The following is a 654-nucleotide window of genomic DNA, read 5'->3' on the forward strand; positions in this document are numbered from 1 at the left end:
TGGAAGCCGTCCGCGGCTTGCTTGCGAAGGAGGCTTGAATGGACAGGCGCGTCGTTATCACCGGAGTGGGCGGCCTGTGCGGACTGGGCACCGACGCCGCCTCTATGTGGAAAGAGATGCGCGAAGGCCGCTCCGCCATCGGCCCGCTCGCCAATTCCGAGCTTCATGACCTGGAGGGCATGACCGGCGCTGAGATCAAGGCGCTGCCCGAGCACGACATCGATCGCAAGCAGCTCGTCTCCATGGCCCGCTTCAGCTTGCTCGCCGTGCTTGCAGCGCGCGAAGCCATGCGGCAGGCCGGACTTTCCTGCGACGAAGGGAATGCCCATCGCTTCGGCGCTACAGTGGGCGTCGGCGGCTTGGGCTGGGATGTAATGGAGGAAACTTACCGGGCCCTCCTTTTGGACGGCGCGAGGCGAGTTGGCATCCTCGCTGTACCCAAAACGATGCCAAGCGCCGCCGCCGGCCAGGTGAGCTTGAGCCTCGGCTTGCGCGGGCCGGTGTTCGGGGTGACCTCCGCATGTGCCTCGGCCAACCATGCGATCGCCTCGGCGGTGGATCAGATCAAGCTGGGCCGGGCCGACGTAATGGTTTCCGGGGGCAGCGACGCACCCTTCGCATGGGGCGTGCTGAAAGCATGGGAAGCAATGCGCG

The 654-nt window shown here is 65.9% G+C and carries 1 protein-coding gene; it reads left to right on the forward strand.

The genetic code is table 11. The features are described 5' to 3' along the window. Positions 1–38: 38 nt before the first annotated feature. Positions 39–654, forward strand: a 616-nt coding sequence (locus tag E5X88_RS33525; protein WP_292168564.1) for a beta-ketoacyl synthase N-terminal-like domain-containing protein, incomplete at its 3' end; no start/stop codon positions are given.

Source organism: Mesorhizobium sp. (assembly GCF_004962245.1).
Lineage (GTDB): Bacteria > Pseudomonadota > Alphaproteobacteria > Rhizobiales > Rhizobiaceae > Mesorhizobium.